The organism is Pontibacter anaerobius, from assembly GCF_026241195.1.
In the GTDB taxonomy this organism is placed as follows: domain Bacteria; phylum Bacteroidota; class Bacteroidia; order Cytophagales; family Hymenobacteraceae; genus Pontibacter; species Pontibacter anaerobius.
The window spans coordinates 356,810-371,001 of record NZ_JAPFQO010000006.1; the positions used below are offsets into that span (position 1 = coordinate 356,810).

12 protein-coding genes are annotated in these 14,192 nt (G+C 52.6%); 6 read left to right on the plus strand and 6 right to left on the minus strand.

The window, feature by feature from the left end; all coding sequences use genetic code 11:
- Positions 1 to 41: 41 nt before the first annotated feature.
- Entirely contained in the window at positions 42 to 1,091 is a 1,050-nt protein-coding gene (locus tag OO017_RS10560; protein ID WP_266052445.1) for a serine hydrolase domain-containing protein, read from the minus strand.
- Between the two features lie 233 nt (positions 1,092 to 1,324).
- Here OO017_RS10560 and OO017_RS10565 point away from each other — a divergent pair, with 233 nt between their 5' ends.
- On the plus strand, positions 1,325 to 2,584 hold the full coding sequence (locus tag OO017_RS10565) for a DUF819 family protein (protein ID WP_266052446.1): 1,260 nt from the start codon (positions 1,325 to 1,327) through the stop codon (positions 2,582 to 2,584).
- Positions 2,585 to 2,709: 125 nt separating this feature from the next.
- Here OO017_RS10565 and OO017_RS10570 read toward each other — a convergent pair whose 3' ends face one another.
- From OO017_RS10570 to OO017_RS10585, 4 genes are all read right to left on the minus strand, one after another.
- Positions 2,710 to 3,630 (minus strand): N-acetylmuramoyl-L-alanine amidase, encoded by a 921-nt coding sequence (locus OO017_RS10570; protein ID WP_266052447.1) that lies wholly within the window; start codon positions 3,628 to 3,630, stop codon positions 2,710 to 2,712.
- Positions 3,631 to 3,775: 145 nt separating this feature from the next.
- On the minus strand, positions 3,776 to 4,444 hold the full coding sequence (locus OO017_RS10575; protein WP_266052448.1) for a hypothetical protein: 669 nt from the start codon (positions 4,442 to 4,444) through the stop codon (positions 3,776 to 3,778).
- A gap of 246 nt (positions 4,445 to 4,690) precedes the next feature.
- Positions 4,691 to 5,992: an NCS2 family permease gene (locus OO017_RS10580; RefSeq protein ID WP_266052449.1), complete on the minus strand. Its 1,302-nt coding sequence runs from the start codon at positions 5,990 to 5,992 to the stop codon at positions 4,691 to 4,693.
- A 251-nt stretch (positions 5,993 to 6,243) separates the two neighbouring features.
- Complete coding sequence (locus OO017_RS10585) at positions 6,244 to 7,011, minus strand: S1/P1 nuclease (protein ID WP_266052450.1); 768 nt, start codon at positions 7,009 to 7,011, stop codon at positions 6,244 to 6,246.
- Positions 7,012 to 7,211: 200 nt separating this feature from the next.
- On the opposite strand from OO017_RS10585, the gene OO017_RS10590 reads away from it, so the two are divergent.
- Entirely contained in the window at positions 7,212 to 7,643 is a 432-nt protein-coding gene (locus tag OO017_RS10590) for an acyl-CoA thioesterase (protein ID WP_266052451.1), read from the plus strand.
- A gap of 10 nt (positions 7,644 to 7,653) precedes the next feature.
- Here the strand turns inward: OO017_RS10590 and OO017_RS10595 are convergent, their stop codons facing one another.
- Positions 7,654 to 10,128 carry a penicillin-binding protein 1A gene (locus OO017_RS10595; RefSeq protein WP_266052452.1) on the minus strand — a complete coding sequence of 825 codons (2,475 nt, stop codon included), beginning with the start codon at positions 10,126 to 10,128 and terminating at the stop codon, positions 7,654 to 7,656.
- A 226-nt stretch (positions 10,129 to 10,354) separates the two neighbouring features.
- Between OO017_RS10595 and OO017_RS10600 the strand changes: the two genes are divergently transcribed.
- The 4 genes from OO017_RS10600 to OO017_RS10615 all read left to right on the plus strand — a co-directional run bounded on the left by OO017_RS10600 (position 10,355) and on the right by OO017_RS10615 (position 13,400).
- On the plus strand, positions 10,355 to 10,690 hold the full coding sequence (locus OO017_RS10600) for a hypothetical protein (protein WP_266052453.1): 336 nt from the start codon (positions 10,355 to 10,357) through the stop codon (positions 10,688 to 10,690).
- A gap of 171 nt (positions 10,691 to 10,861) precedes the next feature.
- The gene (locus OO017_RS10605; RefSeq protein WP_266052454.1) at positions 10,862 to 11,041 is read left to right on the plus strand and encodes a hypothetical protein; all 180 of its coding nucleotides are present in this window, start codon (positions 10,862 to 10,864) and stop codon (positions 11,039 to 11,041) included.
- Positions 11,042 to 11,112: 71 nt separating this feature from the next.
- Complete coding sequence (locus OO017_RS10610; protein ID WP_266052455.1) at positions 11,113 to 12,570, plus strand: potassium/proton antiporter; 1,458 nt, start codon at positions 11,113 to 11,115, stop codon at positions 12,568 to 12,570.
- Positions 12,571 to 12,632: 62 nt separating this feature from the next.
- The gene (locus OO017_RS10615) at positions 12,633 to 13,400 is read left to right on the plus strand and encodes an oxygenase MpaB family protein (protein ID WP_266052456.1); all 768 of its coding nucleotides are present in this window, start codon (positions 12,633 to 12,635) and stop codon (positions 13,398 to 13,400) included.
- The last annotated feature ends 792 nt before the right edge of the window (positions 13,401 to 14,192 follow it).

A 14,192-nucleotide genomic window follows, 5' to 3' on the forward strand; every position in this document is an offset into this window, starting at 1 on the left:
TTGCGTCTCTTTTTTGTTTTCAAGCCAATACTGGCAAACAATTACCGTGTCAGTTGCTGTAGCTGCTTCACCAACTCCGATTTAGGGCTGAGCTCCGGAAAATGACTAAGCACCTGCAGCAAGTCATCCAGAAAAACCTGGTTCCCGGCGATATTGGAGAAGCAGGCAATAACCGTATTGTGGTGGGGGAGTCGCATGACGAGGTTGGTGAAGCCGGAGGTGTCTCCGCTGTGGAAGAGTTCGGAGGTGCCGTTGCCATCCTCTGCCTGAAACCAGCCCATGCCGTAACGCCAGCTTTTTGCTTCGTCAATAGTTGCTATGTTTTTGTTTAGTTTGTTATTTATGTTAAATAAAGGGTGGGATGATAAACTCCGGTGCCACTTCAGGTAATCCTTTGCGGAAGTATAAATGCAGCCGTCGCCGCGGGTGGCCGTGCCGATGTTCTGGTCTGAAAGTTCAAACCTGTCTTCGGCAGCCCTGCTGTAGCCCATCGCTCTGTTCGGAATGGCAGCTTCAGGCTGGTAAAGTATGGAATGGGGCATTTGCAAGGGCTCAAATATGTTCTCAAGCAGAAAATCAGCATAGTTTATACTTGCTACCCGTTCCACCAGCAGGCCCAGCAGCACGTAGCCCGTGTTACTGTAGCGGTATTGGTTGCCGGGCGAGAAGAGGAGTGCCGGTTGTGCGGCAGTTATCCGCAGCACATGCTCATCTGTTAGTTGGGCTGCCTGGTTTTCGGGGATGTGTTCTTCAAAGTCGGGGAGGCCGGAAGTATGGTTTAGCAGGTGCAACAGCCGTATTTCGCTAAAATGAGCCAGCTCCGGGAAGTATAAACCGATACTGTCTGTAAACTTCAGCAGGCCCCGCTGCGCCAGCAGGTGTACACACATAGCGGTGAACTGCTTTGAGACGGAGGCTAACCTGAAAGTTGTGTCCGGCGTGATGGCAGCACCGGTGTCTAAATTCGCCTTACCTGCTCCACGCAAGTATAAAACTTCATCTTCCCGGGCTACCAGTAGCACAGCGCCAGGCGTAAAACGCGTGAAATGGCGTGCTAAGAGGGAGTCCAGGGCATTTTCTAGAGTAGGCATGGCAGTTTTATACTTGGTGGCTAAAAGTCAAATTTATAAAACTAAGGTAAAAGTTCAGCTGTAGTTTCGAAGCCGTTTCTGAGAAAGTATAGCTATACCAAAAAATATAGGGCTTGTGTTGGCTTTGGGCTATAGTCGTTCTAACTTTAAAGTTTGGGGCAGGGCAGAAGCCTGCTTTCCCGAGTATAGTTGAAGAATAATTCACCCGAAACGATCTAACACAACACCTACTCATGACCGAATCAAGTACGCCACTGCTCACCAACGAAGCTGTGGTACTGGGCATCCTGCTCGTCATCCTGGCACTGGTTTTCCATACAGCCTCCAGCACGCACCGTTTTTGGGTCCGCTTTTACAAAGTTATCCCTTCGCTGCTGTTGTGCTACTTCCTGCCAGCCCTGCTCAACACGTTTAATGTTATCTCCGGTGAGACCTCGCAGTTATACTTTGTGGCCTCTCGCTTTTTCCTGCCGGCCTCGCTCATCCTGCTCACCATCAGCATCGACTTTAAGTCGCTGCGCATGCTGGGTAGCAAGGCCGTGATCATGTTCTTTGCCGGTACGGTGGGGGTGATGCTAGGCGGTCCGCTGGCCTTGTTCCTGGTGGGTTCTATGTTCCCGGACGTGCTGTATACCGGCGATGACGAAGTATGGAAAGGACTGGCCACGATCTCAGGTAGCTGGATTGGCGGCGGCGCAAACCAGGCGGCCATGCTGGAGGTGTTCGGGGCGAGCAAGGAGGCTTTCGGGCAAATGATTGCCGTGGATGTGCTGGTAGCCAATGTTTGGATGGGCTTCCTGCTTTACTTTTCGCAGAAGCCCGAGAAGATCGATAAGCTGCTCAACGCCGACAGCCGCCCGATCAGGGAGCTGGAGGAGCGATTGGAGGGGCTGCAGGCCGGTAAGCGCATGATGCCTACCATCACCTCCACCATGGTGCTGCTCGGGGTGGCCTTCGGCTTCACCGGCCTTTCCCACTTTCTTTCAGATATCATAGCGCCATACTTTGCCGAGAACTTTCCGGAGCTGGAAACTTACTCCATCACCAGTGGCTTCTTCTGGTTGGTAATTATTGCCACAACCGCCGGCCTGGTGCTCTCGTTTACCAAGGCGCGCGACCTGGAGGGCTACGGTGCCTCCCGTTTTGGTTCTGTGTTCCTGTACTTCCTGGTGGCAACCATCGGCATGAGCATGGACCTGGGCGCTGTGCTCGACAACCCCAAGCTGTTCCTGGTGGGCGCTTTCTGGATCACCTTCCACATCCTGATCATGTTGGTGGTGGCGCGTATCATCCGGGCACCGTTCTTCTACGTGGCCGTGGGGAGCCAGGCCAATATCGGCGGGGCAGCGTCGGCTCCTATTGTGGCGGCGGCCTTTAACCGCTACCTGGCCCCGGTGGGTGTGCTGCTTGCCGTGCTGGGCTATGCCGTGGGTACCTATGGCGCTTACCTATGTGGCCTTATGCTACAGTATGTCTGGAATATGCTGGCGTAGAAGGTAGAAAGGTAAAATTGCTGAACACTTATCTTTACTTATAAAAGTATAAACCGTCCCCGGTGAGAGAAACTGCTCTTGCCGGGGACGATTTATTTTACAGGGAATTTAAGATTTGTAAACTTCTACAGATACTTCTGATACAGGTTGTAAAGTATGATCTTGTCTTTTTCCGTCAGCTCCATACTTACTTCATCCTGGATAAAGTGCAGCTTAAAGGCACGAATGGCGGCGGGCATGTCTCGGGTATCGTATCCGATGATACGGAGCGCCTCCTTCGGGTTGAAATGCGGCGGTATGGTCGAGATCGAATCCAGGGGCTGAAGTATAAGTACAGGCTCTGTACCGGTGCTGTCGAGCACCGTGATGGGCGCTGCTGGCTGTAGGTATTGCTCCACTACGCCCTCATCATACCACAGGCCATAGCCATGCTCGGCCAGCCTTTTCCAAGGGAAAGTGGCGTTCGGATCTACCTTTCGTACCGGGGCAATGTCGGAGTGGCCAATAAAGTTCTCTGCCGGGATGCCGTGGGTTTCCTTGAGCATGGCCAGCACCTCCAGCAGGCTGCTGATCTGCGCCTCCTCAAACGGCTCGGCGCCGTTGTTGTCCAACTCTATACCGATGGAGGAGGAGTTGAGATCCGTGTTGTTGCCCCAGCGGCTGTTGCCCCCGTGCCAGGCACGCAGGTTATCGTTCAGCATGTGGTATACTTTGCCGTCGCGGCCAATTACGTAATGCGCACTCACCTGCGTTTGCGGCTTGGTAAAGGTCTTTAACGTATGGTCGGTGGAGTTCTGGGCAGTATGGTGGATCACCACGAAGTTAGGGCGGCGCAAGCTGAAGTTGGTGGTGCCCACCCAATGCTCTCCAAATGTCAGTGTAGATGTTTCCGGATCAATGGCAGGTACAGTACGCAGCTGCTTCGAGTACGCTTTGAGCTGTTTCTTGTGTTCGCGGTTTGTGCTGGCATAAGGGTTCGGGCTGCAGCTGTAGAGGCAGGCGCTGGCCAGCAGCAGCGAGAAAAGGGCAGTAGAAGTATACTTCATGTTGTTATTAAGGGTGATTTATTCTGAAGTATAAACTTGTGCTAAATTCGCCACAGATGCAAGTTTCGACATCCTTCTAAACAAAAATCCCCGGCTGCATATGCTTCAACCGGGGACTTGAGATATGGTAACTACCTTGGCGCTCTTAAATCTGAGGCTGCTTCTTAACCGAGGCAAGCTGCTGCTTCAGTTCCTCCACGCGGTTAAGCTCTGTCTGCAATTCACGCTTAATTTTCAGTTCGCGCTCACGGGCACTCTTTTTATACTCGTTCAGCTCCAGCTCCATTTCATCGTAAGCTCTGCGCTTCTCATTGGCAGTGGTTTTGCTGCTCTTATGCTGCACCATCATCACGCCAAGTGCTATCAGCAGGGCGATGATGATACCAGTGTTCAGCAGCACGTAGAACTGCTTCGGAAGGTCTATGCCAAGCACCGAGATGTGCGTGATGTCATGCATGCTCTGCTGAATTTCCAGCTCCTTCTGCTTCATCTCGTTCTGCATGGTCTGCAGCTGCTGCTCTTGTGCGGCAACGTCTTTGCGGGCTTCCTGCAGTTTGGCGTCTGCCTCTTCCTCAAAGTTCTCGAGTTTTTTGTCTTTGCTGGCTACGGTCTCCTGCACGGTTCTCCAGAAAGAGTCCAGTGTGGAGATTTTTACAACTTTGTAGCCCTGCCAGGTGTTCGAGCTGCTCTTCAGGCTCTCAAATTGCTTTTCTAGTTTTGCGTTGGCTGCAGGTGCTTTTTCTGCTTTGTTGCCCTGTGCCTGCACCATGGTAGCGGAGCACATTAGGGCGAGGGAGAAAAAGAGTGCCTTCATAATTTAAGGATTTGGTTTGTACTTAATTTTGTATTCCTGAAATGGGCCGTCCGGCAGGTGAAGATAAAGAATTATATCTTTTTAAGCACCTTTACTTACAGGCTTAACCCTACTGTGTGTTAAATATTGTTTAAGATTACTAAAAAATCTGAAACATCAACAGTACTGCAAACAGAAATATGGTTAAATCAAGTTCACTGTGGGGAAAAGTTCCACACTTTTACCTGAAACAGGCTGATTTCGGTGCTAAAATATCAGTGCAAGTATAGCAAAGGCGTCAATTACCCAAAGGGCTATACTTACCTCTTTTCGCTTACCGCTAACTACCTTCAGGGCCGTCCAACTCAGGAAGCCCCAGATGATGCCTTGCGTGATGGAATAGGTGAAAGGAATCAGCACCATCGCCAGGAAAGCCGGGATAGCATCATCCATTTTAAACCAATCGATTTTAGTGATCGGGCGCACCATAAAAGCCCCTACCAGCACCAACGCCGGAGCCGTGGCAATAGCCGGGATCATAGACAGCAGCGGTGCCAGAAACAGGAAGGGCAGGAACAGCAGGCCACCTACCACAGCAGTGAGTCCAGTGCGGCCACCAGCCTCTATACCTACTGCCGACTCGATGTAGGCCGTACCGGGGCTCGAGCCAACCAGACCAGCCAGGGTGGTGGCCACGGCATCGGTGGTAAGCGAGCGCTGCACATTACGCGGTTCCCCGTGCTCGTCCATCAGGTCTGCAGCCTCGGCCAGCCCCACAAACGTGGAGATACTGTCAAACATATCCGTGAACACAAAAGCAAAGATCACCGGCACAATGGATAGCTTAAAGGAGTTCACGATGTCGAGCTCTAAGAGGAGGCTGAAATCCGGGGCGGAGGCAAAACCCTGCCAGGTAATGAGCGGCGCCATGTCGGTGGCCCACCAACGGCCCAGCGGGTAAGCCGCCAAGGTTGTGAACAGAATGCCCAGCAGAATGCCACCCTTTACGTTGCGCACTATTAGCACCGCCGTTAAAAGAAGGCCGGCCAGAAAAGTGAGCAGGGCAGGGGTCATAGGGCTAACGCCGATAATGGTAGCCGGGTTTGCCACTATAAATTTAGCGTTTGCAAAGCCAATGAGGGTAATAAACAAACCAATGCCGGCGGCAATAGCAAAGCGCAGTGGTCGCGGGATAGCTCTGACAATTAGCGTCCGTATGTTAAACACGGAAAGGATGAGAAACACGATGCCAGACCAGAAAACAGCTCCCAGGGCTACCTGCCACGTTATCCCCATGCCCAGCACTGCCGAGAACGTGAAGAAGGCATTCAGGCCCATGCCCGGCGCAACCAGAATGGGGTTGCGGGCATACAGGCCCATCATCACACTACTGAAGAATGATACCAGCACCGTGGCCGTCAGCACACCGGAAAAAGGCATGCCAGCCTGCGCCAGAATGGTCGGGTTTACCACAATGATGTAAGCTGTGGCCAGGAAAGAAGAAATGCCTGCAAGTACCTCTGTTTTAACGTTTGTGTTGTGGCGCTTCAGGTGGAAGTATGACTCCATGCTTTATTTGAATTGAGGTAATGGTTTGTGTATGAGGGGGTAAAGTTAGGTTAACTCTGTTTAAGAAAAAACTGAATCCGAAAATCAGGCCTTTCCGTAAGGGGCAGCTTTGATTTATACTTGTAATTCAGGCTTATACTTTACAGCCAGCACGAAGTATAAGTCAGGCTGCTCGGGTTAAAACGAAACAGCCACAGCCGCTCATTGGGAAGCGTACTGTGGCTGTTTCGCAAAATATGGCATGGTGAAACTTATCCGTAGATTTCGTTCAGAAGACCCGCTAGGCGGATGCCCGCCTGCAGCAGGCGCTGCTCCACCAGGCTATAGTTCTCGTATGCGTAGCGGTAGCCTATCTTCTTGTCTTCCGGCAGGTTGTACACCTGCGGGCGGTAGCTCATAGACTCCTGGGCCCAGTCTCTCACGTTGGTTGACTGCCATTGCTTTATCTGCTCTTTTTCCGGCTCGCCCAGGAAGCGTACAATCTCGGTAAAGCTCAGGCTCTTGCCGTCAATCATGTCGCTGTCCCATACGCGGTGCAGGTTAGACGGCTGGTAGAACCACTGTACTTTTACCTGGTTGCCACCCTGGTCATCGCCCGTGCCCACGTGCAGGGGCTGGTGAATGTCGCCTACCAGGTGCACCAGGTACTTCAGGTATTCCTGCTCCTGCTCTTTGCTCAGGTTTCCGGCTTTTAGGGTTTTGGTGATTTCCTCTATTTTTCCGAGCACGTCTCCGTTTGGGTTCTTTTCGGATTGCTCGTAGTTTTCGCCATCCTGTATGGTAACCCAGTGCCAGTCATGCGTATGGTCGTAGGCGTCATCGCTTTTGATATCATCCATCCACACCGAAACTTCGGCCAGGGAGTTATCCGCCAAAACCTTCATGATTTTCTTCTTCGCCTTTTTGCTCAGGTGCTGCTCCGCCACCAGGCCAACAGCACGGTGGCCGTTCTGGCCCCAGGCGAACACCTGGCTCGTTAGCAGCAGGCACAGGAAGAAAACACTCGCTAATTTTTTCATTGATTATCTTCTTGATGAGTTATTGCGACTGCAAAACAACAAAATTTATGCTGAATAGATGGGGAGCAACGCTAATTTTTAAGTTAAATTCTTCTAGTGGAAGTAAAAAGCTTCCTTTTTGTACTTTAGTGGAAACCTGATTTGCGTTTCGGGTTTAATTTAGAGGATGCTTTTTGTACCTTTGTTTAAAGATAAAATTGATGGATAATAAATACGAAGGCAAAGTGATGTGGTCGCACCTGGATGCTAACATGCACATGCGCCACTCCGCATACGCCGATTTCGCCGCACAGGCCCGCATTGTAGTGCTGGATAGGCTCGGGCTAGACCTGAAGGCGTTTCAGAAACTGCACATCGGCCCTATACTGTTTCGGGAAGAACTGGTTTACCTGCGCGAGGTAGGTATAAACGAGCACCTGACGGTAACCGTGGAAATGACTAAAAGCCGCCCCGACGGCTCCCGCTGGTCTATCCGGCATGAAGTTTTCAGGGAGGATGGCGTAAAGGCTGCCGTAGTTAGCGTGGAAGGTGCCTGGCTCGACCTGCACAAGCGTAAACTGACCACGCTACCGGAAGAGCTGGTGGAGCAGTTTAACCGCCTGGACAGGAGCGAAGATTACCAGGAGGTTTAGGCTTTTCGGCCTAATTCCTCCGTCTGCGTTTGCGCTCCTCCCGCTGCTGTTTGCGGCGCTCCTTCCAGCTTTCTTTCCACTCCTCGTAACTCTGAGCAGCTTTTTCTCCGATCCTGTCAAACACACGCTCCAGGAAATTCTCCCGTGGCGGCTCCGCACGGTACGGCTCGCAGTTAAGCGCATTTTGTAGTCTTGGCGGCAGCGGGTCGAAGCGGCTGTTGTAGTAGCCTTTGTAAGTCGGGTCGATCGCGATGCGGCGGATGTACTCGCCCCAGATAGGCAAAGCTGTTCGTGAGCCCTGGCCCAACTCCAGTGTCCGGAAACGTACCTCCGGGCTTTCGCCGCCCACCCAAACGCCGGTTACCAATTGCGGCGTGATGCCAATGAACCAGCCATCGGCATTATCCTGGGTTGTACCAGTTTTGCCGGCAATATCCATTTGCAGCCCGTAAGTAGACCGAAGTTTGGCTGCGCTGCCTTCCTCCACCACGCCCTGCATCAGGTGCAGCATGATGGCGGCTGTTTCTTCTGAAACCACTTTCTTCACTCCTTCGCCCTCCCGGTGCTCACGCAGCACCCGTCCTTCGCGGTCCTCAATTTTGGTGATGTACACCGGCTCTACCTGGTAGCCGCGGTTGGCAAATGTGGCATAGGCCGTTACCATCTCATGCAGCGAGAGGTCTGCCGTGCCAAGGGCCAGCGAAGGTACCTCCGGCAATTTAGAATCTATCCCCAGCCTATGTGCCATGGCCACGGTTTTTCCCACGCCCGCCTTCATGATCATCTGGGCAGAGATGGTGTTTACGGAATGGGCCAATGCCCCTCGCATGCTGTACTCCCCGCCGTACTCCTCCGTGGCGTTGCGCGGCGACCAGTTATCGTACTCCGGGTAGGTCATGCGCTCATTAGGGAAGTAGTCACAGGGTTTAAGTCCTTGTTCAAGCGCAGTTGCGTAAACAATTGGTTTAAAGGTGGAACCAACCTGTCTCTTGGCCTTCACGTGATCATACTTAAAAACATGGTGGTTGATGCCGCCCACCCACGCACGAACATAGCCCGAATGCGGCTCCACAGAAAGCAGCCCGGTGTTCAGGAAGCGCGAATAATAGGCCAAAGAGTCCATTGGACTCATTTCTTTCTTGTTGTTACCATTCCAGCCATAAACCTGCATTGCAACCGGTTGCCGGAAAGCTTCCAGGATATCAGCTTCAGACTTACCGGCATCTTTCATTTTCCGGTAGCGGTCAGAGCGCTGCATGGCCACCTGGATCACCTCAGAATTACGGCCCCAGGGCGTGCGGCCGCGCCAATGGGCATCAAACAGTTTCTGCAATTGGGCCATGTGCTTTCGCACCGAAGCCTCGGCATGGCGCTGCATTCCGGCATCAATGGTAGTATAGATCTTCAGGCCGTCCTTGTACAGGTTGTACGGCTCTCCGTTCGTCTTCTTTTTGCTGGCTGCCCACTCCACCAGCTCCTGCCGCAGGTGCTCCCGAAAGTAGGGGGCAATGCCATCGTTGTGGGTCGTGTAGTTGTAGTCCAGCTTCAGGGGCAGTTGCTTCAGCGAGTCGGCTTCTTCGGCGCTCAGGTACTCATACTTGGCCATCTGCCCCAGCACTACGTTGCGGCGCCTGGTGGAGCGTTCCAGATCGAGGCGAGGATTATAGGTGGTGGTGGCCTTCAGCATGCCGATGAGTACGGCAGCCTGCTCGGTTTTAAGTCCGGCGGCGGAGGTGTTGAAGAAGCGGCGCGAGGCACGCTCAATGCCATACAGGTTGCCACCCATCGGCACCGTGTTCAGGTACAGCTCCAGCAGCTCTTCCTTTGAGTATATACCCTCCAGCTTTCGGGCAATGATCATCTCACGCAGTTTGTTGATGGGCATATCCCAGAGCCAGTAATTCTTGCGCGGATACAGGTTTTTGGCCAGCTGCTGGCTTAGGGTGCTGCCCCCACCGGAGCTTTCATCCTGCATTAGGACGGATTTAACAAGCACGCGGCCCAGGCTGCGCACATCCACACCGCTGTGGTCATAAAACCGAGCGTCTTCCGTTGCTATTAAGGCGTTAATGGCAGCCGGCGAAATGTCAGTATACTTTACGTTGGTGCGGTCTTGTATGTAGTAGCGGCCCAGCAGCTCGCCATCCGCAGCATATACTTCCGAGGCTGTGTTGTTGTGCACCGACTTGAGTTCTTTGGCTGAGGGCATGCCGCCCAGGAAACCGGCATAAACGGCGAAGTAGAACAGCACCATCAGCAAAATGCCGAACAGAGAGAGCTTCAGGAATATGCGGAAGAGGAACCGGTAGTCTGAGCGGCTTCGGCTGTCCTGCCACTCCGCCCGCTTCTGCTGCCAGTAAGTAGGGGTAAACTTTGGCTTCTGGCTCTTCCAGAAAGCGGAGAGCTCACCGTAAACTAGGCGCACAAACGGCGCCATGATCTTCGTAACCAGGAATTTAATTATCTTTTTGAGCGTAGCCCTCATGTTTTGTTTTGGTGCTGTATCGATGCGGCAGTTGTTCGTGCCGTGCTGCATTCAAACGCAAAAGTACAACTTTTGGTGCAACGGCAAGAGTTTAGCAAAGATTGCGCCAGTGCGGATATGGTGGCATCCACTGCTCTTTAAAAGTATAAAATTTGTATCTTTGGGGCTGATGCTGCACACCAGGAACATACGTCGCCATTGGCTCCGATTCCCGCTAATGTGGGTTATGCTGCTGTGGTCCCTAACGTTGCCGGGCCACGAGGTGATGGTATACGGATACTTGGTGCAGGGCTCGGTAAGCGAGTCGGTGCTGCGGTTTAAGACCGCCAGCCCGGAGGACGAGGAGCAGGTGCTGAAGCCGCAGACGGTGCAAGCCTTTCTGGATGCCCAAACCGCCCCGGAGCTTGTTCTGAAACAAATGCTGCACACAGCACCGCTGCTGTTGTTGCCCCTCTTTGCCGCGCTCTTGCCAGATGCGCTCCCACTTTATACTTCCCCGGTTTCGGCGGGGCAGCTGCTGGAGCAGGTGCTACCCGTCACGGTGCTACCCAACGCGCCATAGGTTGCTCATGCCTTCCTGCTTCTAAACTTTCTCATGATGCAAGTATAAGCTTATGATAATCAGCTTTTAAGTAGTATTTGCTTCTATTTTCACTTTCTGTATTTTTTAATGGTGCAGCGCTAGCGAGTTTGCTTTGCGCGCTGGTGCTTTCATGAGCAATTTATTATTCCTATGGCAGATTTTGCTGTTATTATATCTATACTTTCTCTCTTCGGGATTCTTGTTGGGCTTGTTGTACCTGATCGTGGCCTGTTTTGGTACTATGGCAAAAGGAGCCGTTTTAACGTACTTCGAATCTACCTGTTCATGCTGCTCGTTTCGTTCCTGGTATTTGCCGTTACAGAGAATTGATGATGGTGAACGGATGGCTGAATTTGAATGTGCAGTTATTTTTACCCGAAGTATAAACCTTTTTTACAAGTATGAATTTTACCGTTGAGGATATTTTGTTTGGCGTTTCCGTCCTGCTTTTCCTGAGCATCCTGGTGAGCAAGAGCCTGGGCAGGCTGGGGGTGCCGGCACTGGTGCTATTCCTGGGTGTCGGTATTCTGGCTGGCTCTGAGGGTATCGGGGGGATTTATTTTGACGATGCGCAGACGGCCCAGTCGCTGGGTACGCTGGCGCTGACGCTCATACTTTTTTCCGGTGGACTGGATACCCGCTGGCACAGCACCAAACCGGTGCTGTGGCGTGGCATCACCCTCTCCACGTTGGGCGTCTTGATCACGGCAGTGCTGGTGGGCGGCTTTGTATCGTACCTGCTGGGTTTTTCGCTGATCGAGGGTATGCTACTCGGGGCCATTGTGTCGTCTACGGATGCGGCGGCGGTTTTCTCCATACTTCGCTCCCGCAACATCGGCCTGAATCATAACCTGAGACCTACCCTGGAACTGGAGTCCGGCAGTAACGACCCGATGGCTTACTTCCTCACCGTAAGCTTCACCTTTCTACTGACAAACCCGGACGCGAGCCTGTGGGACCTTGTGCCCATGTTTTTCCTGCAGATGAGCCTGGGCGCCGTGATGGGGGTGGTGATGGGTTTTGTCATGGCCTGGACGATCAACCGCATTAAACTGGAGCAGGATGGACTGTACCCGGCCCTCACGCTGGCAATGGTGCTGTTCACTTTCGCGTTTACCAACCTCATCGGCGGAAATGGCTTTCTGGCCGTGTACGCCTCCAGTGTTATACTTGGCAACAAGAACTTTATCCATAAGCGCAGCCTTACCCGCTTTTACGACGGCATTGCCTGGCTCATGCAGATCCTGATGTTCCTCACGCTGGGCCTGCTGGTGTTTCCGTCGCATGTGCTGCCGGTGCTAGGCGTCGGACTGCTGGTGTCGCTATTCCTGATCTTTGTGGCGCGGCCGATCAGCGTTTTCGTGAGCTTGGCCTTTTTTAAGACTACCTGGAAGGACAATGTATACTTGTCGTGGGTTGGTTTGCGTGGTGCCGTTCCTATCGTGTTCGCTACGTATCCCATGCTGGCTGGCCTCGAACGGTCGGACATGATTTTCAACGTTGTTTTCTTTATCGTGCTTACCTCCGCTATGCTGCAGGGCACCACCCTGAAACTGGTGGCCGACTGGCTGGGGCTTAGCTTGGTGGAGGATTCTACGAAGCGCGTGCAGTTAGGGGAGGACCTGGGTTACAACACTAAAAACGAGTTGGTGGAGCTCCAACTTGGGCCGGGCAGCAGTGGGGTGGGCAAATCGCTGGTAGAGCTGCAGCTGCCCAAAAATTCGCTTATCGTGCTGATTGACCGCGGCGGAAAGTTTGTTACCCCGAACGGCTCCACCATGCTGGAAGCGTACGATAAATTGATGGTGATGGTGGACAATGAGGAGGAGCTGAAACGGGTGCGGGAGACTCTCTTATAATTTCTGTATCATCATGCCTTATACTATGCGCACGTTTTAGGCTGGAAACTTGTTAGGGAAGTATGAATTATTTTGTGCAGCAAAACTCGGTGGTGCGCCAGATCTGGGGCAAGAGCGATACCATCCTTTTCATCTTTGCCGGGGCCTCTGCGGAGTTCGCCCTTAACAAAGCTGTAGACTGGCTATACTTTACCGGCCGGCTCCCCGCCGACCCGCTGGGAAGGCTATTCTCCACCGTGGGCTATGCCCGTAAGATCGTGTTCTCCGAAGAGGCCGCCGCACACCGCGCCATCGACAGTATGGCCGCCATCCATGCCGGGGTAGAGTCCAGGCGCGGCTATGCTATCCCTGACTGGGCCTACCGTGACGTGCTTTTTATGCTGATAGACTACTCTATCCGGGCCTATGAGTTGTTGGAGCGCAGGCTGACGGAGGAGGAGAAAGCCGAGGTGTTTGAAGTTTTTAACCGCGTAGGCACACGTATGGGCATTCAGGGTTTGCCAAGTTCTTACCCGGAGTGGCAACTGGCGCGGGAGGAACATCTGCTCCAAAACCTGGAGGAGAGCAAGTATACTTCTGACCTGTACCAGCAGTACAAAAAGAACCTCGGGCGTGTACGTTACTGGCTGCTGCTGCAGGCGCAGGTGCTGGTTGTGCCGGAGCATGTGCGGGCACAATTAAGGCTGTGGCGTGTTCCCGTGCTGAAACCGGTGCTGGCGGGCTACAAACTCAGCCGTGCCTTTAATGCTGAGTGGCTGCTGAAGGAGCTTATTCTTCCTCCGGATTATAAAGCAGAGATCAGGGAATTGGATGTTGTTAGGATTGTGTAGTTTGAATATTATGTTAAGTATTATTGCGGTTTAGGTAATCCTTTTTAGCTGCGGCTGATTCTTAGTTTATACTTTCCATGGCTGTACTTTATACTTTCATTGCCTCTTCCCGGCTCCCTTCTGGCGCAATTCTTCAGACTTGTGTCTTTTTATGATGTTGCGTTTGTAATGCAACTGTAGCCATCCCTTATACTTTGGCTATACTTAATACCTGCCTTTCCCGCTGTTCCGGACATCCTTGTCCGGAACCTCTCTGCCGCGGATTTCCTGATCCGTTTGAGCCATACTTTATGGCTTTCTTAGTCGCTATTTGAAACAAGCTATCCTTCCTAGCTACTGTTCATCCTCAGTCCTACATACCTATCGTTGCACCTCTGGCTGTGGCTCCCTCTAGCCCGGGAGGGCTCGTCTTCCCGCATCGCACTGTGTATTGAAGCTGCCATCGCTGCGCTGCAGGCTGCCCTCCGGGCACCGCATCAATACAAGGCGCTCAACGGAAAGACTGGGAACAGTTTTCGATAGCCATTGCTATATCACTGGGACCGGACTCCCTCTCCTGTTTTGGGGTAGGGGCCCTCGAGAAAAGGAGAGGGCTGGGGTGAGGTATGATTCCCCTCTCGGGAGGGGCAGGGGTGGGTATGCACCTGTCCACATAACGATAGCAGCTATGCAACTTATACTATGGCCGCAACAGCCCCATCATCCAAAGTATAAATCCCGGACAAACAATTTACAGTAGTTAAAGTATAACGGTTGTACTAATTGTAGAAGCTCCAGAAAAGCAGTTGCTGC